The following is a 21,549-nucleotide window of genomic DNA, read 5'->3' as shown; positions in this document are numbered from 1 at the left end:
AAAAAAGCTTCACCAAAAACTTCCTTATGATTCCTGGATGATGGAAAATCGGGCCTGCGCCAGCACATCCCGGGCCACATCGGCACGCCATGCCGCCTCCTGCCCGGGCGGGGGCACCACGGCCACGCGGGTAAACCATTTCTGGTCCCCCATCGCGCGCTGGCGGAAAATTTCACCCAGCACCCCGGCCAGGCCCCCGCGCGCAGTACAGCACAGGCAACCCGCCGCGTGCTGCGCGAAAGCGGTCGGTGCGGAACGCACGGCCACCACGCCTGCCCAGCCTTCAGCCGGGTCGGGCTGGCTCCCATCACCGACCAGCAGCAGCGTATCGGCACGGGGGGTCAAAGGCGTGCCTGCCACCTGAAACTCCAGCGCGATGCGCCCATCCGTCATTGTGGCATGCTCCACGTCTCGTCACTCCGGGCCTGTAGCGTTTTTCCATTTGAGCCAATGATGCTGGACACCAGCGGAAAGTTCGGGGAATAAAAGGCACCGGACCGATCCATATGCAAGCCCGGCCCGGACAGACCGTGCTGGAAAACCGCGGCAAACACCGGCTTGTGCCCGGCATTCACCAGGATTTCAGGATAACCATGACCACTCGCCCCCACCTTCTTGATGCCCTCCGCGACCAGGTCCTGCTGTGTGACGGCGGGATGGGTTCGCGCGTCCAGCTTCTGGACCTTGAGGTCGAACGCGATTACTGGGGGCAGGAAAACTGCACCGAAATCCTGAACCTCTCGCGCCCCGAATTGGTGCGTGAAATCCACCGTGGCTACTTCGAGGCCGGGGCTGATATGGTGGAAACCAACAGCTTTGGCGGCTCGCCCATAACGCTGGCCGAATTCGGGCTGGCCGACCGCGCGCGCGAGATCAACCGCACCGCGGGCCATCTGGCGCGTGAGGCCGCCGAGACCTTTGCCGATGGCCGCCACCGCTATGTGGTCGGCTCCATCGGGCCGGGCACCAAGCTGCCCTCGCTGGGCAATATCGACTACGACACGCTCGAGGCGGGCCTGACCGAGCAGTGCCGGGGCCTGATCGAAGGCGGCGTGGACTGCTTCCTCATCGAGACGTGCCAGGACACGCTGCAGATCAAGGCCGCCGTCAACGCCGCCAAGATCGCGCGCGCCGAGATGGGTGTTGATACCCCCATTTTCGTGCAGGTTACGGTGGAAACCACGGGCACGCTGCTCGTAGGCCCCGACATTGCCGCCGCCGCCACGGTCATCAACGCGCTCGATGTGCCGCTGATGGGCCTGAACTGCGCCACCGGCCCGCAGGAAATGGCCGAGCACGTGCGCTGGCTGAGCGAGAACTGGCCGGGCCTGATCTCGGTCCAGCCCAACGCCGGCCTGCCCGAGCTGGTCAATGGCACCACCCACTACCCGCTCACCCCCGCGGAGATGGCAAGCTGGGTGGACCGCTTCATTACCGAGGACGGCCTGAACCTGATCGGCGGCTGCTGCGGCACCTCCACGCCCCACACGCAGGCGCTTGACCAGATGCTGCGCAAGCGCGCCGAGGGTACGGGCCGCATCCGCCCCGCCCCGGTGCCGCGCAAGCCGGTGTGGATTCCGTCTGTCGCCAGCCTGTACTCACAGGTGCCGCTGCGGCAGGAGAACAGCTATTTCTCGATCGGCGAGCGCTGCAACGCCAACGGGTCGAAAAAATGGCGGCAGTTGCAGGAAGCGGGCGACTGGGATGGCTGTGTGGCGCTGGGCCGCGAGCAGGTGGCCGAAGGCTCGAATGCGCTCGACATCTGCACCGCCTTCGTCGGCCGTGACGAAATGAAGGAGATGAATGCGGTCGTCACCCGCTTCACCTCCTCGGTCAACGCGCCGCTGGTGATTGATTCCACCGAAACCCCAGTGATCGAGGCAGCCCTCAAGCTGCATGGCGGCAAGCCCATCATCAACTCCATCAACTTCGAGGACGGGGAAGAGATCGCCAACGAGCGCATGCTGCTCGCACGCAAATTCGGCGCCTCCGTCATCGCCCTGACCATTGATGAAGTGGGCATGGCCAAGACGGCGGAAGACAAGCTGCGCATTGCCACCCGCCTGGTCGAATTCGCCTGCGAAAAGCACGGCCTGCCGCAATCCGACCTGATGATCGACCCGCTCACCTTTACCATCGGCACCGGCACGGAAGATGACCGCAAGCTGGGTGAATGGACGCTGGAGGGCATCCGCCTGATCCGCGAGCGCTTCCCCGATATCCAGATCGTGCTGGGGCTGTCGAACATCTCGTTTGGCCTCAACCCGGCGGCGCGCGCGGTGCTGAACTCGGTGTTCCTTGACCACGCGGTGCGCGCGGGCATGACGGCGGCGATCGTGCATGTGTCGAAAATCCGCCCGCTGCACCTCATCGCCGCCGAGGAAGTGAAGGTGGCCGAGGACCTGATCTTCGACCGTCGCGCCGAGGGCTATGATCCGCTGCAGCGCATGCTCGAAATCTTCGCCGACCGCAAGGCCGCCGATGCGGTCAAGAAAGCCCGCGCCGAGACCGCGCCCGAGCGACTGAAGGACCGTATCGTCGATGGCGACCGCAAGGGGCTGGAAGATGACCTGGCGGAGGCGATGCAGGACATGCCCCCGCTCGACATCATCAACACCGTGCTGCTCGATGGCATGAAGGTGGTGGGCGAACTGTTTGGCGCGGGCAAGATGCAGCTCCCCTTCGTGCTGCAATCCGCCGAGACGATGAAGGCCGCCGTGGCCTGGCTCGAGCCGCACATGGAGCGCGCCGAGGGCCAGGCCCGTGGCACCATGGTGCTGGCCACGGTCAAGGGCGACGTGCATGACATCGGCAAGAACCTTGTCGATATCATCCTGACCAATAACGGCTACCGGGTCATCAACCTCGGCATCAAGGTGCCGGTGGCCGACATGATCGCAGCCGCCCGCGAGCACAAGGCCGATGCCATCGGCATGTCCGGCCTGCTGGTCAAGTCCACCGTCATCATGCGTGAAAACCTTGAGGAAATGAACCGGCAGGGCGTGGACGTGCCGGTCATGCTCGGGGGGGCCGCGCTGACCCGCAACTACGTGGAAGAGGACTGCACCGCAGCCTATGGCGAAGGCGGGCGCGTGGCCTATGCGCGCGATGCGTTCGATGGCCTCTCGCTGATGGACAAGGTGGCGCAGGGCGAGTTCGACACCTACCTTGCCGCCATCCAGTCGCGCCGTGCGGGCAAGGCCACGCGCAGCAACCGCACGCAGGATATCGAAGCCGCCGAGACCCGCGGCTTCGGCCCGGTGGATGTGGCCGCCGCCCGCGCCCGGCGCGAGAAGCTGACGGCCGATGAACCCGTGCTGACCCCGCCCTTCTGGGGCCCGCGCGTGCTTGAAGCGACACCCGAGGCGGTGCTGCCGTTCCTCAATGAGCGTTCGCTGTACCAGTTCCAGTGGGGCTTCCGCAAACAGGGCCGCTCGCTTGATGACTTCATGGTCTGGGCGCGCAAGGAACTGCGCCCGGTGCTGCGCCACATGCTGGCCCTGTGCGCCGAGCAGGACATCCTGCACCCCAAGGCCAGCTACGGCTACTGGAAGGCGGCGGGCGAGGGCAACGACCTCGTGCTGTTTAACGAGGACGGCACCACCGAGGCCGCCCGCTTCACCCTGCCCCGCCAGCCGCGCGCGGATGGCGCCTGCATTGCCGACTTCGTGCGCGACATTGATGACAAGCAGCGCGACGTGATCGGCCTGCAGGTGGTGACCGTGGGGCAGGATGCCTCCGACCGCGCGCGGGAATGGTTCGAGGCCGATCGCTACAAGGATTACCTCTACCTGCATGGCCTGTCGGTCGAGATGGCGGAAGCCATGGCGGAATACACCCACAAGCGCATCCGCGCCGAGATGGGCTTCGCCGCCGAGGACGACCGCGACATGGCGAAACTGCTCCAGCAGGGCTATCGCGGCTCGCGCTATTCGTTCGGCTACCCCGCCTGCCCCCGGCTGGAGGAGCAGGAGCCGATCCTGAAGCTGCTCGATGCACAAAAGATCGGCGTCTCGCTGACCGATGGCTTCCAGCTCCACCCCGAGCAGTCCACCTCGGCGCTGGTCATTTTCAACCCACACGCGAAGTATTTCTCGATCTGATAAAAACGGCGTCCCGCAGCCCTGCGGGACGTGTTGACCGGTGCGGAAAATGGTGCCCATCATTGCATTATGTTTCGCCCCCGCCATACGCCATCCAACCCCGCCAAAGCACCGTGCGCCGACCACGCGCTCGGTCGCCTGCTGGCGCGGCTGCACAGGGCCGCGCCACAGGCGGCCCAGGGCAACCGCGCCACGCGCCACGGCGGGCGCGCCTTTACCTGTGCCGCCGAGCAATGCGTGATGGACCTCATGACCGCGGACCACGCGGGCCTGGTGGAACACAGCGCCGACGTACTGACCCACCTGCTGCAGGTCTGGGTGGCCCAGGGCATCGACCCCGAGGATGTGTGGACCGAGATCGACCGCCGCACCCGCATGGGCAACCTGCTGCTCGCACTCAACACGGCCGAGCGCACCTCCGTCCCCACCCGCGCGCGCAGGCGGCCATGGAAGATCCGCACCACCAAGCTGCCCTGAACGCCCCGCCACGCCACGATTGCATGAAATCGCAACGAGCCGCTTTTTGGCCTAGCCGCTGGGGCATGCGGGTGGCATAAGCTGGCCGCAGGCGGAACAGCAGGGAATGTCGCGATAAGATGGACCGGGTCCATGCCTGTTACGTGCCCGTGGGGCCTGCCCCGGCCCGGCACGCATGAACTGGATTGACATCACGGCCCTCGCCATTGCCGGGCTGTCGGGGGTGGTGGGCGTTGTTCGCGGCTTCTCGCGCGAGGTGCTTGGCCTTGCCGCCTGGGTCATGGCCACCATCCTGGCCGTGGCATGGTACGGCGCGCTGCTGCCCTACGCCTCGCAATGGATCAGCAACCACACGCTGGCCTCGCTGGCATCCTTCGCGGTGCTGTTCCTGGCCCTTCTTGTCATTTTCACCACTACTGCCCATCTATCGGGTCGGGCGGTGCAGGGCTCCATCCTGTCAGGGCTGGACCGCGTGCTTGGCCTGCTTTTTGGCCTGGTGCGGGGTTATGTGTGCCTTGTGCTGATCTATGCGGGCATTACCGCCCTCGTGCCCGCCAATGAATGGCCCGAGGTCATGCGCACAAGCAAGGTCATGCCCCTTATCGGCAACAGCGTGACCTATCTTCACGCCCACGCGCCCGATAACTTCCCCGCGCATCTTGCGCAACCCGCCGGGACGCGGCATGACGCGCCCATCTGAACCTTATCGTCGGTCCCCGCCGCCCCCGTCCGTCAAGGAAAGATCGCCCACCATGTCCCGCACCAGCCTGCACACCACATCCGGTAACCCGCCCACCCAGCACGAGCGCGATGACATCGCCGCCCAGTGGCGCCATGATGATGACAAGCCGCATGAGGAATGTGGGGTCTTTGGCGTATGGAACACCAAGGATGCCTCCGCCCTGACCGCCCTTGGCCTGCATGCGCTCCAGCATCGCGGGCAGGAAGCCAGCGGCATCGTGTCCTATGATGGCGAGCGCTTCCACACCCACAAGGGGCTGGGGCTGGTGGGCGACGTGTTTGGCGATGCCCGCGTCATGGCCACCCTGCCCGGTAGCTGCGCGGTGGGCCACAACCGCTACGCCACCACCGGGGCAACCCTGATCCGCAACGTGCAGCCGCTGTTTGCCGATTTCGAGTTCGGCGGGCTGGCCGTGGCCCATAACGGCAACCTGACCAATGCCGAGACCCTGCGCAAGGCGCTGGTGCGGCGCGGCTGCATCTTCCAGTCCACCACTGATAGCGAGGTGTTCATCCACCTCATCGCCATCTCGCTCTATTCCAACGTGGTTGACCGGCTGATCGATGCGCTCAAGCAGGTACTTGGCGCGTATTCGCTGATCGTGCTGTCACGTGATGAACTGATTGGCGTGCGCGACCCGCTGGGCGTGCGCCCGCTGATCCTGGGCCGCATCCGCGAGGAAGACGGCACGGAAGGCCCGTGGGTGCTGGCCAGCGAGACCTGCGCGCTCGACATCGTGGGGGCCGAGTTCGTGCGCGACGTGGAGCCGGGCGAGATCGTCATCATCAATGACGAGGGCATCCGCTCGGTGCGGCCGTTCAACAACACGCAGTCACGCTTCTGCGTGTTTGAATACATCTATTTCGCCCGCCCCGATTCGGTCATGGATGGCCGCGCGGTGTATGACACGCGCAAGCAGATCGGCGTGGAACTGGCGCGTGAAAGTGCCGTCGAGGCCGACGTGATCGTGCCGGTGCCCGATTCCGGCGTGCCCTCGGCCATGGGTTTTGCCGCCGAGAGCGGCATTCCCTTCGAGCTTGGCATCATCCGCAACCATTACGTGGGCCGCACCTTCATCGAGCCGACCGACCAGATCCGCAACCTCGGCGTCAAGATGAAGCATTCCACCAACCGCCCGGTGCTCGATGGCAAGCGCGTGGTGCTGGTCGATGACTCCATCGTGCGTGGCACCACCTCGCGCAAGATCGTGGACATGGTGCGCGCGGCAGGGGCCAAGGAAGTGCATATGCGCATCTCCTCGCCGCCCACCACGCATTCATGCTTCTACGGCATCGACACGCCCGAGCGCAGCCAGCTGCTGGCCGCCCAGCACAATATTGAGGAAATGGCCAGGCTGATCGGCGTGGACAGCCTTGCCTTCATCTCGTTTGACGGGCTGTACCGCGCGCTGGGCTACAAGGACCGCAAGAGTGCTGCCAACCGCTACTGCGATGCCTGCTTTACCGGTGACTACCCGATCGAACTGGTGGATTACGAGGCCGAACACCACCCCGAACCCGCATGACCGACCCCGCCACCATGGCCAATGCCCCGGTAGCACTCGTAACCGGGGCCAGCCGGGGCATCGGGCAGGCGGTGGCCATTGCACTGGCGCGCGCGGGCATGCGCTGCATCCTGACCGCACGCACGCAGGGCGGGCTGGAACAGACGGATGACCAGATCCACCAGCATACCGGCCACAGCGCCACCCTGCTGCCGCTTGACCTGACCGATGGCGAAAAGCTCGACACGCTCGGCCCTTCCATTGCATCAGGCTTCGGGCGGCTGGACTGCGTGGTGCACTGCGCGGGCACGCTGGGCGTGCTCTCGCCACTGGCGCACCTGCAACCCAAGGACTGGGAGCGCGCGCTGCAAGCCGGCCCGCTCACCACATGGCGGCTGATCCGCACGCTTGCCCCCCTGCTCGAGCGCGCGCCTGCGGGCCGTGCGGTGTTCCTGACCGACCGGCATGCCCGCCAGCCCGCACCCTTCTGGGGGCTGGTCGCCGCCACGCGGGCAGCACAGGAAGCCATTGTGAGCACATGGGTGCGTGAACTGCCCGCAGGCAGCCCGCTGCGCATCAACCTGTTTGAGCCCGGCCCCGTCGCCACCCGCCTGCGCAGGCTGGCCATGCCCGCGCTCGACATGGCCAGCCTGCCCACGCCCCACGACATTGCGCCCCATATCGTAAGGCTGTGCCAGCCCGGCCCCCAGCCGCAGGGGCAGTATATGACGGCCAACCTGCACGGGAGCGTGGCATGAGCACCAAGGCAACACCCGGTACGGCCGCCCTGCAGAAGGCAGGCATCGCCTTCGAGGTGGTGGAATATGAATACGACCCCACCGCAGGCCAGACCGGCAACCACGCCGCAGCCGCCATAGGCGAGAACCCCGACCGCGTGTTCAAGACGCTGATGGTGCTTGTCGATGGCAGGCCTGCCTGCGTGGTGGTGCCGGTGGCAGCCAGCCTGAGCATGAAAAAGGTGGCGGCGGCCTTTGGCGGCAAATCGGCGGACATGATGCCGCCCGCCATCGCCGAGCGCAGCACGGGCTTCCGCGTGGGTGGCATCAGCCCGTTTGGCCAACGCAAACGCGTGCGCACGGCCCTTGCGCGCGAGGCGCTGGAGCAGCCCTATGTTGTCATCAATGGTGGCAAGCGCGGCTATCTGGTGCGCCTGAGCGCTGCCGATGCCATGACAGCCACCGGTGCCATGACGGCCGACCTGCTGGCCTGAAAATCAACAGTTTTCGAGTGCCGCCTTTTTTCAAACAGGCGGCGTTTCATGAAGCTTTTTGAAAAAAGCTTCACCAAAAACTTTTATCTTTTCCTCATCGCGTCGCGGGCCGCCAGATCAGGCGGCTGGCGCTGCACAGCGCGCCGGTCATGGCCACGACCGAGCCAAAGCCCAGGCAGTCCCGTTCCGCGTCATGGGCAATGAGGCCAAAGGCCATGGCCACGCACATCGCCCCGGTGGCCTGCCCGCACTGCCGGGCAATCTGCACCATGCCCGAAGCCCCGCCCGAGCGCCCCGGGGGCGCCGTCACCATCATCACCCGGTTATTGGGCGGCTGGAAAATGCCAAACCCCATGCCCGCCAGCATGATGCGCCAGGCAATATTGAACCAGCCCGGATCAGGCGGGAGCAGGTACAGCGCCAGGAACCCCATCGAGGTCATGAACAGCCCCACCGAGGACAGGATGGCCGCGGGCACCCGGTCGCTCAGGCGGCTGATGAGCGGCGAGACCGCCATGATGCCCACCGGCCACGGCGTCATGAGCAGGCCCACGGTGGCGGGCGGGTAATGGAACAGCGACTGCAACGTGAACGGAAACGAGATCATGAACAGGTTGGAGGCGACAAAGGCCACGAACCCCACCAGCGTGCCGATGCGAAAGGCGGGTATGCGCAGCATGTCGACGGGGAACATGGGGTGCGTCTGCCCGTGCTGGCGGCGCACCAGCAGCACGCCCGCCGCAACACCCGCCACCAGCAGCGCCACCACCTGGGCCGCCCCTGCATGGTGGGCCACGGAATCACCGGCCATGATCAGCGCGCCAAATGCCACCACGTTGAGCACCGCGCTCACGCCATCGAACGAGCCGGGGCTGACCGGCGTGCGCGGCAGCGACACCAGCGCCAGCACGAGGGCCGTGGCCCCCAGCGGAATGTTGATGAGGAACAGCCACGGCCATGTGGCAAATGACAGGATGATCGAAGCCACGGTCGGGCCGCCGCCCACGCCAAGGGCCACCATCAGACCGTTGAGCGCAATGCCGCGCCCGATGATGGCATGCGGGTAGATGAAGCGGATCAGCGCGATGCTGACACTCATGATGCACGCGCCGCCCACACCCTGCACCGCACGCGCCAGCGAGAGCATGAGCAGTGAATGCGACATGGCGCAGAACAGCGAGGCCACGGTGAGCAGCGCCAGCCCGATCTGGCACAGCCGCGCAAAGCCGATGCGCGTGCCCAGCGCCGCCATGGGCAGCAGCGAGACCACGGAGGCCAGCTGGTAGGCATTGACGATCCAGACCGACGAGGCGGGCGAGACATGAATATCCGCCGCAATCGTGGGCAGCGCCACGTTGGCAATGGCGTAGTCCAGCAGGGCCAGCAGCACTGCAAGGGCAACGGCGGTCACGGCACGCACGCGGGCCGCGCCATGCAGGCCTTCGCCTTCGGTCAGGACAGGTTTTGATTGGAGGGGCATGGCAGGAGCTTTTCAGGCGGGAAGAAAAAATGTTCTGCTCTGTAAACGATATTCGAGCTGCCCTGTCCATCAATCCACCGCGGGCAGGAGGCAGCCTGAAAAGGCTGCTCGCGCAATATCGTGCAAATCATAAAGAAGTTTTTGGTGAAGCTTTTTTCAAAAAGCTTTGAAAGACGCCACCTTTTTGAAGAAAGGCAGCGCCCGGCAACTTTTATTATTGCCCAATTTTTTCCTGCGCAGCGAGCGCACGCTGGCCAATATCGTGGCGGTAGATGCCATCGGGCCAGTCGATCAGCCCCACGGCCTCATAGGCGCGCTCACGGGCCTGCGCCAGCGTGTCGCCCGTGGCGCACACGGCCAGCACGCGCCCGCCTGCGGCCACGATCTCGCCCGCGTCATCGCACTTCGTGCCCGCCTGGAACACATGCACGCCGGGCAATGCTTCCGCCGCTGCCAGGTTACGGATCACGCCGCCGGTTACCGGCCTGCCGGGGTAGCCCTTCGCCGCCATGATGACACTGATGGAGGACTGCCCGGAAAAGCGGATATCCGTGCCCGCAAGGTCGCCCTTCGCCACGGCGGCAAGGGCGGTGAGCAGGTCGCTTTCCAGCCGGATCAGCAGGGCCTCGGCCTCCGGGTCGCCAAAGCGGACATTGTATTCGATCAGTTGCGGGCCATCAGGGGTCAGCATCAGGCCTGCGAAGATGATGCCGGTGAACGGCGTGCCGCGCCGGGCCATCTCGCGCAGCATGGGGCGCACCAGCACATCGAGGGCGGCTTCCTGCTTTTCGCGGCCAAAGCCGGTCGGCGGCGAGACCGCGCCCATGCCACCGGTATTGGGGCCGGTATCGCCATCGCCAATGCGCTTGTGGTCCTGCGCGGCACCGATCAGCACCGCCGTCTCACCCGCGCAGAAGGCGAACAGCGAGACCTCGTCGCCCATAAGGCAGTCCTCGATCACCACGCTGTGGCCCGCCTGGCCCAGCGTGCCATCGGTCATCATGTCGGTAATGGCCTGCTCGGCCTCGGCCACGCTCTGGGCCACGACCACGCCCTTGCCCGCGGCCAGCCCGTCCGCCTTGACCACCACGGGCGCACCGTGGCGGCGCACGTAGTCCAGCGCGGGTGCGGCTGCATCAAAGCGCTCCCACCGCGCGGTGGGAATGCCCGCCGCGTCACACACTTCCTTGGTGAAGGTCTTGCTGCCCTCAAGGGCGGCGGCGGCCTGGGTGGGGCCTGCGCATGCAATGCCCGCTGCCTTGCAGGCATCGGCCAGGCCCGCCACCAGCGGGGCCTCGGGGCCGGGCACCACAAGGTCGATGCGCTCGCGCCGCGCCAGGGCGATCAGGCCTGCCACGTCATCGGCTTTCACGGCGCAGTTCGTGCCCAGCGCTGCCGTGCCGGGGTTGCCCGGCGCGATGAACAGGGCCTCAAGTCGCGGCGAGCGCGCAATGGCAGCGGCCATGGCATGTTCCCGTCCGCCTGATCCAACCAGCAGCACCCGCATCACTTGTTTCTCCCGTTTTTCATCTCTGCCCTTTCGGGGTGGCCGTCTCTATCATACCTTGTGCGGATGGTTGAACAGTTTCCCGACTCCGGCCGCGCCATGGGCGGCAATACGCCTGAATTTTCGGTGGCCGAGATTTCAGGCGCCATCCGCCGCGTGCTCGAGGGCACGTTTGGCCGCATCCGCGTGCGCGGCGAGATTACCGAATTCAAGCGCTACCCTTCGGGGCACCTGTATTTCTCGCTCAAGGATGAAGGGGGCAAGCTCTCCTCGGTGGTGTGGCGCGGCACGGTCTCGCGGCTGGGGCTGAAGCCGGAGAACGGGGTGGAAGTCATCGCCACGGGCAAGATTTCATCCTATGGCGAGCGCTCGTCGTACCAGATGGTGATCGACCGGCTGGAATACGCGGGCGAAGGCGCGCTGCTGGCCCGGATCGAACGCCTGCGCCTGCGGCTGGCGCAGGAGGGGCTGTTTGACGCCGAACGCAAGCGCCCCCTGCCCTTCCTGCCGCGCCTGATTGGCGTCGTGACCTCGGCGCAAGGGGCCGTGCTGCATGATATCCGCACCACCATCGCCCGGCGCTTTCCCCTGCCGGTCCTGGTCTGGCCGGTGCCGGTGCAGGGCGAAGGGGCTGCCGAGCGCATTGCCCATGCCATTGCTGGGTTCGACGCCATCGGCCCGCATGGCGGCGTGCCCCGCCCCGATGTGCTGATCGTGGCGCGTGGCGGCGGTTCGCTGGAAGACCTGATGGCCTTCAATGATGAAGAGGTGCTGCGGGCGGTAGCGGCATGCCGCATTCCGGTCATTTCCGCCGTGGGGCACGAGACCGATACCACGCTGATCGATTTCGTATCCGACCAGCGTGCGCCCACGCCCACGGCGGCCGCCGAGATGGCCGTGCCGGTACGCGCCGAACTTGAAGCCGGCCTGGCCCAGCGTGCCGCCCGGCTGCGCAGCGGGCTGGAGCGCGGCCTGCAACTCGCCCGCGCCCGGCTGGACCGGGCGGCAGCGGGCCTGCCCGACCTGCCTGCCGTGGTGGAAAACGCCCGCCGCAGGCTTGATGACCGCGCCTACCGCCTCGAGCTTGCCCTGCCCGCCCGCCTCAGCCGCCTGCGTGAGCGCGTGCAGAACGCCTCGGACCGCCTGCCCGCCCCGCAGATGATCCTGGCCCTGCGCCGCGCGGAACTCGACCGCGTGGGCACTGCCAGCCAGCAGGCCATGACCAGCCTGCTGCACCGCCGGGCCGCCGCCCTTGGCCGCCTGCGCGTGCCGCCCGCCGTGCTGGTCTCGCAGTTGCGGGCCAGCAAGAGCGTGCTGGCGGGTGCCGCAGGCCAGCTTGAATCCCTCTCGCCCCAGGCCGTGCTCGAGCGGGGCTACGTGCTGGTGACCGACCGCGCGGGCAGGCCCCTGGCCCAGGCGGCACAGGCCCGTGCCGTGCCCGAAGTGATCATGACCTTTGCCGATGGCAAGGTCGCGGCCCGCCCCCTTGCAGCGTCCCCCGGCCCGCAGGGGAAGCTGGATCTGTAATGCATAGACGGGCCCCTCACATGACCTTACGCTCACGCTTCTGCGCAATACTGGCAGCCCTGCTGCTTGGCGCGTGCACGCATAACCCGCCCCACACGCCCGCCCCCCATGCGGCGGCGCGGCCCGCGGCCACGCCCGGCCGCATCCCGCCACAGGACTTCGCCCCCGGACTTACGGGCGAGGAAGGCGCGCCACCCGCGGGCACCATCCTGACCAACGACCCGTCCGCCCCGGCCGATACGCCGCTCTGTGGCCATGCCGCGCGCGAGGCCAATGCCATGGGGGCTGCAATCCACCCCGAGGTCACGCCCGCCGCCAGCAGTTGCGCGGCCAATGCCTGCTTCGATGCCCAGACCGGCACCTACATCGCGGCCGATGGCAGCCGCCGGGTCTGCCGTTAGGGGATGGCCTGAAAACAAACCATTGATAAAAAATGACAAAAGTTCCTGGATGTCGGCTTTTTTCACAAGATGGCGTTCTTTCGAAGCTGTTTTGAAAAACAGGCTTCACCAAAAACTTTTGTTATTTCAGGGTATTGGCTGGCCTGCCTTTTCACGCCGCAACACGGGACCGGCCCATAGGAGCATGCTGCATGGGTCATATGCCCAAGGCGGGCAGGCCCGCGCCATATTCCCATTGACTTGGCCGGAAGGGATGGTCGAGTTTCAAGGGCATCATGACCCTGCCCCCCTCGTCCGGTCCCATAGGTGAGCAACAGGCGACGGTCCACATGTTCCCCCTCAAGCGCATGCTCTCCATGCGCGAGGCGGCGGAATATGTCGGGATCACGCCGCGCAGGCTCCGCAGCCTGAGGCTGGTGGGGGCAGGCCCGCATGCTGCCATGCGCCATGGCCGCAAGGCGATGTTCCGCATCGAAGACCTTGATGAATATGTGGATGGCCTGTACCGCCGGGCCAATATCTCCCACACCGAGCAGGCCCGCCAGCGCACCGAATGGCGCGGCAGGCTGGCCGCCCTGCCCGAGGATGCGCGCGCCAGGCAGTCCGATTCCTTCATGCAGATCGTAACCCGCGACGAATTGCTGGAAAAAGGGGCCAACCGGGGCTTCCGGGTACTGTTCCTTGGTGGTCTGTGCCTCATTTTCCTGTCGCATACCCCCCTGATCTGGCGGCTATAGGGGGGATCGGTCCGCCATTTCGTGTCAAAGGCGCTTTTTTTGCCTGTGCGAGGATGTTCTTTCGCCATACGATCCGCTACGCAGAAACCACGATAGCGGAACAATAATGGATCGGATAATGACAGGTATGCGGAGCAGCATTATGGCCCGGACCGGACACGCCCGCCTGCGTGGCGCGCTTTGTGGGCTGGCTATTGCCCTGACACCGGCCCTTGCCATGGCGCAGGACGCAGGTGGCCAGCAGCAGAACCCCATTCTGCCCATGCCCCCCGTGCCGGAATTCAAGCCCCTGCCTGCTGGCACCAAGCCTGCGGCGCCTGTTATCGGCATCTTCAACACCCAGCAGATCATGGCGCAGTCCACTGCCGTGCAGAAGCTGCAGACCGAGCTGGGCAACCGCCGTGAAGCGCTGGTCAAGGACGTACGCGCCGAGGACACGCAGCTGCAGGCGCTGCGCCAGTCCATCATCAAGGCGGGCAAGGCGCCCACGCCCGAGCAGCAGCAGGACCTGCAGAAGCGCGTGATGGCCGACCGCACCAAGTTCGGCAACCGCAACCGCATCCTTGAAGAAGACGCGCAGGTCGCCCTGAACCAGGTGCAGCGTGAAATGCAGCAGGTTGTCAGCGCCATTGCCGCCGCCCGTGGCATGAACATGGTGCTGCAGGCCGGTACCGCCGCCCTGCATGACAACAGCCTCGATATCAGCGACCAGGTCGTGACCTACCTCAACCAGGTGCTGCCCACCGTTTACCTGCCCGGCCCCACGGAAGACCCCGAGGAAATTGCCAAGAGCGGCAAATACCCCGTCATGCCGTTCCAGCCTGCTGATAACGGCGGCGAGTAACACTCAAGGTCTTTAACGGTAAAAGTTTTGGGGTGCCGCCTTTTTTCAAAAAGGCGGCATTCTTCGTATGCTTTTTGAAAAAAGCTTCACGAAGAACTTTTTATTATCTTTTATCAATCAGTTACGATCCTGCCCCACCAGCAGGTTAAGCGCCACGCCGGACAGGATGCACAGCAGCACGCCGTTGCCCAGCAACAGCCGCGCCAGAGCGTTCATGTGGGTAAACAGGTCCGGGCAGGCCATGGGCAACAGCCCCAGCCCGAGTGATACGGCAGCAATCAGGCCATTGCGCGTGCCTTCAAAACGCACATGCAGCAGTTCGCGTATGCCGCCCACCGTGGTCATGCCGAACATGACCAGCCCGCAGCCCCCCAGCACGGGGGCTGGCAGGGCGGCAATCAACGCGCCAAGCTTGGGGAACAGCCCCAGCCCAATCATGACCACGCCTGCTGCCGCCACCACAAAGCGGCTGCGAATGTCGGTCATGGCGATCAGCCCGGTATTCTGGGTAAAGGCATTATAGGGAAAGCTGTTGAACGCCCCGCCCAGCATGGTGGACAGGCCATCGGCCCGCAGCGCGCCTGCAATGGTCGCGTCATTGACCGGCAGATCCACCACGCGGCCAATGGCCAGGCAGTTGCCGGTTGTCTCCGCCACGATGATGACCATGCTCAGCAGCATGATGAACACCGGCATGGCATGGAACTCGGGCAGGCCAAAGGCGAAGGGCGTGCTGATGGCGAACCACGGCGCCTCAACCACCATGCCGTAATGCCCCATGCCGCACAGGGCCGCAACCACGCTGCCCGCCACCAGCCCCACCAGCACGCTGATATTGGACCAGAACCCCCGGCCCCAGGCCTGAACGCCCACCGTGATGACAATGGTGGCGAAGGCCAGCACAAGGTTGGCCATGCTGCCAAACCCCGGCGCACCGGGCGTGCCGCCCCCGATCCACCGCCCCGCCACGGGAATGAGCGTGAGCCCGATGATGATGATGAGGCAGCCAATGACCACGGGCGGGAAAAAGCGCATGAGCCGCGCCATGACCGGCGCCAGCACCACCATGGCCAGCCCCGCGCCGATCACCGCGCCAAACACCGAGCGCACGCCATAGATCTGCCCGATGAGCAGCATTGATGCCAGCATGGCAAAGGATGACCCCTGCACGATGGGCAGGCGCGAGCCGAATTTCCATACCCCCACGCTCTGGATGATCGTGGCGATGCCCGATGTCATCAGCCCGCAATTGATCAGCATGACCGTCTGCGGGCCTGACAGGTGCATGGCGGCGGCAAAGACCAGCGGCACCGCCACCGTGCCCGCGTACATGACCAGCGCATGTTGCAGCCCGAAGGCAAACAGCATGCCCATGGGCAGCATTTCATCAACCGGGTGGGTTTTCTGTGCTGTCACACGCCCTCTCCACTTGCAGCTACGCGCCTGCACAAGAAGAACCCCGCCTTCTGGTAAAGGCGGGGTCCGGCAGGCGCTAGGAGGATCAGAAGGAGGTGGAGACGGAGCCCGTCATGGTAAAGCGCGGCTCGACCATGAAGGAGTTGCCATCCGCATAGCGACCGTTACTGGCGCCATAGAACACGGGATAGGCGGAGGAACTGTTCTGCTGTCCGGCGTGGTAAATCGCTCCCATGGCCCCGGTCCTGACAATCGACCCGGTCAGGTTGCTGAAGTTGAGCTTGAAGGTGGGCGACTTGGCATACATGAACGGCTTGAAATGATAGCCAAGCGACAGGGTATCGGTCACGTAGCCGGGAATGCGCTCGCTGTTATCGATCGCTACCGACTGCGGACCAGTGTAATGCACGGCGGCATTGGCAAAGAAGCCCCTGTACTTATACGTCAGGCCAAAATTGGCCATGATACGCGGCGCCATGATGGCCTGCTGCCCCTTGGCGGCATAGGTGATGCCGGTCGTGGGATCCGTGACGTTGGAATCCTGCGTCGCGTGCAGGTATTCAAATGACGCGTAAGGGCTAAACCCGTGAATCGGGCGGCTTGCGATCATGGCGTCAAAGCCGCGCATGGTCTGGTTGCCACCTTCGATCGGCATGTACTGATTGGCACCAATATAGGTGCTCAGAATACGGTTGGTCACGTTGTAGTTGAACAGTGACAGGTCAAACATGACATATTTGTCGTGATACCGGTAACCCAGCTCTTCCTTGATGGAATACTGGTTTTTCAGCATCTTGGCATATTGGGGATCAAGCCAGCCAAGATCGTTTGCACTCGGCTCGCGGTAATCGCCTTCGGCATTCACATAGATCTGGTGATGATTGTTGAAGGTGTAGCCAATGGAAAGCTGCGGCAGCGGCTCGGTCGTGTTGGCCCCCATCTTGCCGGTCATGGAACCATTCTTGCCGTAAACCCATGATCCCGTGTTGGAATTCGACGTCCATCCCTTGTCCCATGCATCGGACATGACGAACTTGAAGCCAGCATGGATCTGCAGCTTGTCGTTAAAGTACTTCGCCGTATCCTGAATGAACAGGGCATGCAGTTCATAACCCGCATTCACCCCCGTCGTACCGAACGACGTGTCCTGATAGGCGGACCAGTTCGGACTCGGGGCCGCACCATTGGCCATGGTATTGCTGGTCGGATAGTTCTGGATCGTCTGGTTGTTTTCATACCAGTAGCCGAACGACAGATGGTTATGCCTGTCGATGTCATAACCAAGCTTGGCGACCACACCGACCTGACGGGCTTCGTTTTCCTGAAAATACGCCGTCTGGTTCGGGTTCTGCTTTACATTCCAGTACGGACCGCTCGCATTGGTGCCGGAAGACGACACATAGGGCGTGCCGTTACCCGGTGAGGCATCCCAACCCTGACCAAAGCTGAAATAAGACTGCAGGTCGAACGTAAATTTGGCAGGCAGCACCACATGGATCGGTGCCGTCAGGAAGATCTGGTTCCAGTGGGAGTTGTTGTTCTTCCAGTAGTTGTCACTGGTGGGGTCGGAGTTGCGGCCATAGCCTTCGCCCGTGCGCTTGTAGTTTTCAAACGCGGTGCTGTCGGGGTAGGCATCGATGGTGAAATCCTCGGAGTTCCACGACACGAACAGCCTGGCGTTGGAGCCGTTGTTCCAGTCCTTCTGCAGGCCGAAATCGATGTGCTTGCGCTGGTTGATGCCCGAGCCCATCCATGAACGCGAATGCGTGTTGGAGAACGAGAAATAGCTGCGCACGCCAGTGTGGCCGATCTCACCCGAATCCAGCCGGATGAACTCGCGCGACATGTTGTTCGTGCCGTACGAGAAATCCATCATACCGCCGAATTTCTTCGACGCCGTGCGCGAACGCTGGTTCATCACGCCGCCTGCGGCCGACATGGCCGGCAGATCGGTGGCGGAACTGCCAGGCGTTACCTCGACGCTCTCGATGTTTTCGGAATCGATATCCTCGTTCAGGTATTTGGCTGCTTCCGCCGGTGCGCCGTCAAGCATCAGCCCCATGTCGAGATCGGTCAGGCCACGGGTCTGGATCTGGCCACCTTCCATGCCCGACGGGTCCGGCGTGGTCACGTTCATGCTCGGCAGATTCTTGACCAGGTCGAGCGCCGTGCTGGTGGGGCTGCGCATTTCAATGAACTGCTTGCCGATGGTCTGCACCGCATGGGGCGCGGTTTCCTGGCGCATCATGCCGCCGCCGCCGTCACGGGCCTCACGCGAGGAGGCCACCCGGATCTGCTCGGGTGCCGATGTGTCCGTAACACCCGCGGGCGCTGCGGCCTGCTGCTTCGGTGCCGCCGCCTGCCGGACCGGTGCGTGGCGATGAGTGGTGGTGGCATGCGTGGTGGCCACCTGCGCCCATGCCTCGCTGCCCGTGGCGATGCACATCGTGCCCACCAGGCAGGATACGGCACGCAGGTGCGTTTTCAGCCCCGGCCTGCGCAGCCCGGCCAATCCGCCCTGCCCCGCCGCATTGCGTACCTGCCGTATCACGACGTTATAGATATCCCGGCCCGTCTTCATTCATTCCCCCCGCAAATCTTTCCCGCGGCGCGCCACTGCGTGCAGCCATACAGTTTTCAGCGGCAGCCATCCCCGTCTGCCGTACTGACAGCATTTTCCGTCCCGTACCGGCCATGCTGAACTAGTTGCGGAAACTGAACATTCCGCCTTTCTGTTGACTTATGAAATACACTTGGGCAGGCCAAGCTTAAAAAACGCAACAGAGTGTTTATCTATCTGGAAACCCGGAATGCTCCAATAGGCGTAATCACGCCTATCGTGCTATAAACCAACGATTTTGCATCATTCCGTTTTCCATTCGATATGAATGAAAGCCGTCTGATCAGCCCCAACAATGTGGGTTGCGTGCTTTTTATGCTACAGCCCGTCAGGGCCATATGCCCTAAAAAACGGCATTTCATATCCATGCCGGACACATGAAAAAGCGGCCCTCCCCGCAAGGGAAGGACCGCTTTTCAGGTCACGATGATGCGTCGTGAAAACGGAGCGCTTACTGCGCGTCCATGAACTGATCGCTTCCCATGATCCCCAGCTTGGTTACGCCAAGGCGCTGTGCATCCGCCATGACATGCGCCACGACCTTGTAGCTGGCCAGGCGATCGGGATGGATGTGCATCTCGGGCTGGACCGGCTGGGCCGCCGCATCCTTGAAGCGGGACTGAAGGTCCGCCTCGCCTGCAACGGGTTCGCCATTCCAGGTGATGGTGTTGTCAAAATCGATCGCCACCGTATCCACAACCGGGTCGGGTGCGGCTGAAGGCGGCGGATTGCCCTGCGGCAGGTCGATCGAGACTGAATGCGTCTGGAGCGGGATGGTGATGATCAGCATGATCAACAGCACCAGCATGACGTCAATCAGGGGCGTGGTATTGATATCGACAATACCTTCGTCCTCGGTCGTGCTGTCTGAGCCGACATTCATGCCCATGGTGTCTACTCTCCCCAATGTGGCCGGGGCATGAACCCCGGCCGGGAATGGATATCAGCCGTGTGGCTGCTCAGTGATGAAATCGACGTGAACGATGCCGGCCTGCTGGCAGGCCGCGATCACCTTGCCCACACCTTCGTATTTAGCCGTCTGGTCACCGCGGATCTGGATCTGGGGCTGCGGGTTTTCCGCGGCCACGTGCTCCAGGTGCGATTCCAGGTCGGCGTAGCTGGTGAGCGGCGTCTCGTTCCAGTAGGCCTGCCCGCTCGGCGTGATCGCCACGACGATGTTGTTCTGCAACGTCCGGGTTGGCTGGTTAGCATCCATGGGGAGGCTAACCTTGATGGTATGTGTCGCGACGGGGATGGTGATCAGGAAGATGATCAGCAGCACCAGCATGACGTCGACAAGCGGTGTGGTGTTGATGGCCGACACCACCTCGTCTTCATCGCCGCCACCTCCAACTTGCATACCCATGATCAGGCCACCCGGTTATCGATAGTCGTGGTTGTGGGGGAGTTGTCGGGATGGATGGTGATTTCCGCACCATGGCGGTAGCCACCCATCAGGATCGACTGCACGTCAGCGGCGAAGTTGCGCACCTTGTCGATCGCGCCCTTGTTGCGGCGGACCAGCAGGTTGTAGCCCAGAACGGCGGGAACGGCGGTGCCGAGGCCGATGGCGGTCATGATCAGCGATTCACCAACCGGGCCTGCAACCTTGTCGATCGAGGCCTGGCCCGCGATGCCGATGGCGGTCAGGGCGTGATAGATACCCCAGACGGTGCCGAACAGACCCACGAACGGCGAGGTGGAACCCACGGTGCCGAGGAAGGCAAGGCCGCCCTGCAGCTTGGTCTGGATCACGTCAACCGAGCGCTGGATGGACATGGTGGTCCAGGAATGCAGGTCGATGGATTCCTGCATCGTGCCTTCATGGTGCTCGGCGGCCTTGACACCCGTATCGGCAATGTAGCGGAACGGGGAGTTCGCGGGCAGCGCTGCGGCACCTTCCTTGATCGAACCCTTGGTCCAGAAATCGGTTATCACCTGCTTGGCGGCGTTCATCACGCGGGCCTGCTCGAAGAACTTGGTGATCATGATGTACCAGGTGCCCAGTGACATGAACACCATGATGAGCAGCACGCCACGGGCGATGAAGTCACCATTGGCCCACAGCGCGCCAAGGCCGTAGGGGTTGCCCTCGGGGGCCTTGGGGGCATCGGCCGGCGGGGCTGCGTCAGCAGCAGGCGCGGGTGCCGGCGCAGGGGCTGCCGGCGCGGCATCAGCGGCGGGGGCAGGTGCTTCGGCGGCCGGGGCGTCGGCGCCCGGAGCCGGGGCTGCGGGTGCGCCAGCGCCATCGGTGGGCGGGGCGGAAACCGCCGGAGCCGTGGCCGCATCGTTCGCGGCCGGGGCGGCATCCTGCGCCAGCGCCGCAAGCGGCGAGGCAGCACACAGCATGGCAGCGAACGCGGCCGAGGCAACAAGAGTGTGTTTACGATGCAGTCTGATCATTTAACCAAAATCCTCTGGAGCAGGATGTTTTTTTCGCGATGCGGCGGGGTGCTGCCGGCCCCCGCCGCGCCTGACCTAACACTCAGGCTCAGTCGTTCAGACTGAACGTGATCGTATAGAGATGGTGGAATTCCTTGACGGGCACACCATTTTTAACTGCCGGCGCATAACGCGAGCGGCGGACCGCCTTCAGGGCTGCGTCGGCAAATGCCTGGCCACCTTTTACGCTGACCACCTGGCAGTTGCTGGTCACGCCGGTCGGCTCCACGTCGCATGCCACGGACACAACGCCCTCACGGCCTTCTTCCGACATGTCCTCCGGATATTCCGGCACGACATGGTTCAGCGGCGACGTGCCTGCCGAGTGATCTGGCACGGGCGGCGCGTTGGAGACGGGCGCATCAGCCGGTGGCTGCGCCTTTGCGGGCGGCATGGCCTTGGGCGGCTTCTCGTGGGTCACCTTCATCGGCGGCGGCGGCGTCGGCACCTGAATCTTCGGCGGCGGAATATACGGCGGCGGCGGCTGCGTAATTTCCGGCGGCGGCGGGGGTGGCGGC

The 21,549-nt window shown here is 64.2% G+C and carries 20 protein-coding genes; 11 read left to right on the top strand and 9 right to left on the bottom strand.

The genetic code is table 11. From position 1 onward, the window contains the following. Window positions 1–24 precede the first annotated feature (24 nt). On the bottom strand, window positions 25–408 hold the full coding sequence (locus DV027_RS14240; RefSeq protein ID WP_242621939.1) for a hypothetical protein: 384 nt from the start codon (window positions 406–408) through the stop codon (window positions 25–27). A 185-nt stretch (window positions 409–593) separates the two neighbouring features. Here DV027_RS14240 and metH point away from each other — a divergent pair, with 185 nt between their 5' ends. From metH to ybaK, 6 genes are all read left to right on the top strand, one after another. Further along, a complete protein-coding gene (gene metH, locus DV027_RS14235) occupies window positions 594–4,103 on the top strand; it encodes a methionine synthase (RefSeq protein WP_130732651.1) in 3,510 nt (1,169 codons plus the stop codon). Window positions 4,104–4,172: 69 nt separating this feature from the next. Beyond that, window positions 4,173–4,580 (top strand): phosphoribosyl-ATP pyrophosphatase, encoded by a 408-nt coding sequence (locus tag DV027_RS14230; RefSeq protein ID WP_130732650.1) that lies wholly within the window; start codon window positions 4,173–4,175, stop codon window positions 4,578–4,580. A 175-nt stretch (window positions 4,581–4,755) separates the two neighbouring features. Continuing rightward, on the top strand, window positions 4,756–5,280 hold the full coding sequence (locus DV027_RS14225) for a CvpA family protein (protein ID WP_130732649.1): 525 nt from the start codon (window positions 4,756–4,758) through the stop codon (window positions 5,278–5,280). Between the two features lie 52 nt (window positions 5,281–5,332). After that, the gene (purF, locus tag DV027_RS14220; RefSeq protein WP_130732648.1) at window positions 5,333–6,847 is read left to right on the top strand and encodes an amidophosphoribosyltransferase; all 1,515 of its coding nucleotides are present in this window, start codon (window positions 5,333–5,335) and stop codon (window positions 6,845–6,847) included. Then, window positions 6,844–7,584, top strand: a complete 741-nt coding sequence (locus DV027_RS14215) for an SDR family NAD(P)-dependent oxidoreductase (protein WP_130732647.1) — start codon at window positions 6,844–6,846, stop codon at window positions 7,582–7,584. Before purF ends, DV027_RS14215 begins: the two co-directional genes overlap by 4 nt. After that, window positions 7,581–8,057, top strand: coding sequence for a Cys-tRNA(Pro) deacylase (gene ybaK / locus DV027_RS14210; RefSeq protein WP_130732646.1), 477 nt, complete (start codon window positions 7,581–7,583; stop codon window positions 8,055–8,057). The genes DV027_RS14215 and ybaK overlap by 4 nt, the downstream gene beginning before the upstream one ends. A 94-nt stretch (window positions 8,058–8,151) precedes the next feature. Here ybaK and DV027_RS14205 read toward each other — a convergent pair whose 3' ends face one another. Continuing rightward, window positions 8,152–9,537: an MFS transporter gene (locus DV027_RS14205; protein WP_130732645.1), complete on the bottom strand. Its 1,386-nt coding sequence runs from the start codon at window positions 9,535–9,537 to the stop codon at window positions 8,152–8,154. A gap of 29 nt (window positions 9,538–9,566) precedes the next feature. On the opposite strand from DV027_RS14205, the gene DV027_RS17655 reads away from it, so the two are divergent. After that, window positions 9,567–9,707, top strand: a complete 141-nt coding sequence (locus DV027_RS17655) for a hypothetical protein (protein WP_165399209.1) — start codon at window positions 9,567–9,569, stop codon at window positions 9,705–9,707. Between the two features lie 44 nt (window positions 9,708–9,751). On the opposite strand, the gene purD is transcribed toward DV027_RS17655, so the two are convergent. Beyond that, complete coding sequence (gene purD / locus DV027_RS14200; RefSeq protein ID WP_130732644.1) at window positions 9,752–11,044, bottom strand: phosphoribosylamine--glycine ligase; 1,293 nt, start codon at window positions 11,042–11,044, stop codon at window positions 9,752–9,754. Window positions 11,045–11,110: 66 nt separating this feature from the next. On the opposite strand from purD, the gene xseA reads away from it, so the two are divergent. From xseA to DV027_RS14180, 4 genes are all read left to right on the top strand, one after another. Beyond that, window positions 11,111–12,571, top strand: coding sequence for an exodeoxyribonuclease VII large subunit (xseA, locus tag DV027_RS14195; protein WP_130732643.1), 1,461 nt, complete (start codon window positions 11,111–11,113; stop codon window positions 12,569–12,571). A gap of 20 nt (window positions 12,572–12,591) precedes the next feature. Further along, window positions 12,592–12,972: a BA14K family protein gene (locus DV027_RS14190; protein ID WP_165399208.1), complete on the top strand. Its 381-nt coding sequence runs from the start codon at window positions 12,592–12,594 to the stop codon at window positions 12,970–12,972. Window positions 12,973–13,301: 329 nt separating this feature from the next. Continuing rightward, window positions 13,302–13,709 carry a helix-turn-helix domain-containing protein gene (locus DV027_RS14185; protein ID WP_130732642.1) on the top strand — a complete coding sequence of 136 codons (408 nt, stop codon included), beginning with the start codon at window positions 13,302–13,304 and terminating at the stop codon, window positions 13,707–13,709. Window positions 13,710–13,836: 127 nt separating this feature from the next. After that, window positions 13,837–14,553, top strand: coding sequence for an OmpH/Skp family outer membrane protein (locus DV027_RS14180; RefSeq protein ID WP_110569812.1), 717 nt, complete (start codon window positions 13,837–13,839; stop codon window positions 14,551–14,553). A 117-nt stretch (window positions 14,554–14,670) separates the two neighbouring features. Here DV027_RS14180 and DV027_RS14175 read toward each other — a convergent pair whose 3' ends face one another. The 6 genes from DV027_RS14175 to DV027_RS14150 all read right to left on the bottom strand — a co-directional run. Continuing rightward, window positions 14,671–15,969, bottom strand: a complete 1,299-nt coding sequence (locus DV027_RS14175; protein ID WP_242621937.1) for a nucleobase:cation symporter-2 family protein — start codon at window positions 15,967–15,969, stop codon at window positions 14,671–14,673. 85 nt (window positions 15,970–16,054) lie between these two features. Beyond that, complete coding sequence (locus DV027_RS14170) at window positions 16,055–18,550, bottom strand: TonB-dependent receptor (RefSeq protein WP_130732641.1); 2,496 nt, start codon at window positions 18,548–18,550, stop codon at window positions 16,055–16,057. A gap of 490 nt (window positions 18,551–19,040) precedes the next feature. After that, window positions 19,041–19,478 (bottom strand): ExbD/TolR family protein, encoded by a 438-nt coding sequence (locus tag DV027_RS14165; RefSeq protein WP_078525813.1) that lies wholly within the window; start codon window positions 19,476–19,478, stop codon window positions 19,041–19,043. Window positions 19,479–19,532: 54 nt separating this feature from the next. After that, window positions 19,533–19,955, bottom strand: a complete 423-nt coding sequence (locus tag DV027_RS14160; RefSeq protein WP_130732640.1) for an ExbD/TolR family protein — start codon at window positions 19,953–19,955, stop codon at window positions 19,533–19,535. A 2-nt stretch (window positions 19,956–19,957) separates the two neighbouring features. Then, window positions 19,958–20,992 (bottom strand): MotA/TolQ/ExbB proton channel family protein, encoded by a 1,035-nt coding sequence (locus DV027_RS14155; protein WP_130732639.1) that lies wholly within the window; start codon window positions 20,990–20,992, stop codon window positions 19,958–19,960. Between the two features lie 88 nt (window positions 20,993–21,080). After that, window positions 21,081–21,549, bottom strand: a 469-nt coding sequence (locus tag DV027_RS14150; protein WP_130732638.1) for an energy transducer TonB, incomplete at its 5' end; no start/stop codon positions are given.

The sequence above is a fragment of the Komagataeibacter xylinus genome, assembly GCF_004302915.1.
Taxonomy (GTDB): domain Bacteria; phylum Pseudomonadota; class Alphaproteobacteria; order Acetobacterales; family Acetobacteraceae; genus Komagataeibacter; species Komagataeibacter xylinus_C.
This window is presented reverse-complemented; position numbering and strand designations above follow the sequence as displayed.

Coding starts and splice junctions, on each gene's coding strand:
- metH (WP_130732651.1), top strand. CDS start 594: ATGACCACTCGCCCCCACCTTCTTGATGCCCTCCGCGACCAGGTCCTG.
- DV027_RS14230 (WP_130732650.1), top strand. CDS start 4,173: ATGTTTCGCCCCCGCCATACGCCATCCAACCCCGCCAAAGCACCGTGC.
- DV027_RS14225 (WP_130732649.1), top strand. CDS start 4,756: ATGAACTGGATTGACATCACGGCCCTCGCCATTGCCGGGCTGTCGGGG.
- purF (WP_130732648.1), top strand. CDS start 5,333: ATGTCCCGCACCAGCCTGCACACCACATCCGGTAACCCGCCCACCCAG.
- DV027_RS14215 (WP_130732647.1), top strand. CDS start 6,844: ATGACCGACCCCGCCACCATGGCCAATGCCCCGGTAGCACTCGTAACC.
- ybaK (WP_130732646.1), top strand. CDS start 7,581: ATGAGCACCAAGGCAACACCCGGTACGGCCGCCCTGCAGAAGGCAGGC.
- DV027_RS14205 (WP_130732645.1), bottom strand. CDS start 9,537: ATGCCCCTCCAATCAAAACCTGTCCTGACCGAAGGCGAAGGCCTGCAT.
- DV027_RS17655 (WP_165399209.1), top strand. CDS start 9,567: ATGTTCTGCTCTGTAAACGATATTCGAGCTGCCCTGTCCATCAATCCA.
- purD (WP_130732644.1), bottom strand. CDS start 11,044: ATGCGGGTGCTGCTGGTTGGATCAGGCGGACGGGAACATGCCATGGCC.
- xseA (WP_130732643.1), top strand. CDS start 11,111: ATGGTTGAACAGTTTCCCGACTCCGGCCGCGCCATGGGCGGCAATACG.
- DV027_RS14190 (WP_165399208.1), top strand. CDS start 12,592: ATGACCTTACGCTCACGCTTCTGCGCAATACTGGCAGCCCTGCTGCTT.
- DV027_RS14185 (WP_130732642.1), top strand. CDS start 13,302: ATGTTCCCCCTCAAGCGCATGCTCTCCATGCGCGAGGCGGCGGAATAT.
- DV027_RS14180 (WP_110569812.1), top strand. CDS start 13,837: ATGCGGAGCAGCATTATGGCCCGGACCGGACACGCCCGCCTGCGTGGC.
- DV027_RS14170 (WP_130732641.1), bottom strand. CDS start 18,550: ATGAAGACGGGCCGGGATATCTATAACGTCGTGATACGGCAGGTACGC.
- DV027_RS14165 (WP_078525813.1), bottom strand. CDS start 19,478: ATGGGCATGAATGTCGGCTCAGACAGCACGACCGAGGACGAAGGTATT.
- DV027_RS14160 (WP_130732640.1), bottom strand. CDS start 19,955: ATGGGTATGCAAGTTGGAGGTGGCGGCGATGAAGACGAGGTGGTGTCG.
- DV027_RS14155 (WP_130732639.1), bottom strand. CDS start 20,992: ATGATCAGACTGCATCGTAAACACACTCTTGTTGCCTCGGCCGCGTTC.